We start from the raw sequence: 297 nt of genomic DNA, 5'->3' as shown, positions 1-297 counted from the left end.
GCACGTCGGCGAAGGAACCCGCATCTGGGCGTTTGCCCACGTCCTACCCGGCGCCGTGGTCGGCTCGAATTGCAACATTTGCGACCATGTTTTCATCGAGAATGATGTGATCATCGGCGATGAAGTGACCATAAAGTGCGGTGTCCAATTGTGGGACGGCCTTCGCTTGGGCAATCGCGTCTTTGTCGGCCCGAATGCGACGTTCACCAACGATCGCTTCCCCCGTTCGAAGGAATACCCCGAAACGTTTCTGCTGACGACCGTCGAGGATGGCGCGTCGATCGGCGCCAACGCGAC

1 protein-coding gene is annotated in these 297 nt (G+C 58.9%); it reads left to right on the top strand.

Annotated features, from left to right (window positions below):
* Positions 1–297, top strand: a 297-nt coding sequence (locus EN818_RS31905) for an acyltransferase (protein WP_135906750.1), incomplete at both ends; no start/stop codon positions are given.

This window comes from Mesorhizobium sp. M3A.F.Ca.ET.175.01.1.1 (genome assembly GCF_004791945.1).
In the GTDB taxonomy this organism is placed as follows: Bacteria; Pseudomonadota; Alphaproteobacteria; order Rhizobiales; family Rhizobiaceae; genus Mesorhizobium.
Note: the sequence above shows the minus strand (reverse complement) of the source record. Positions and strands in the feature narration are given on the sequence as shown.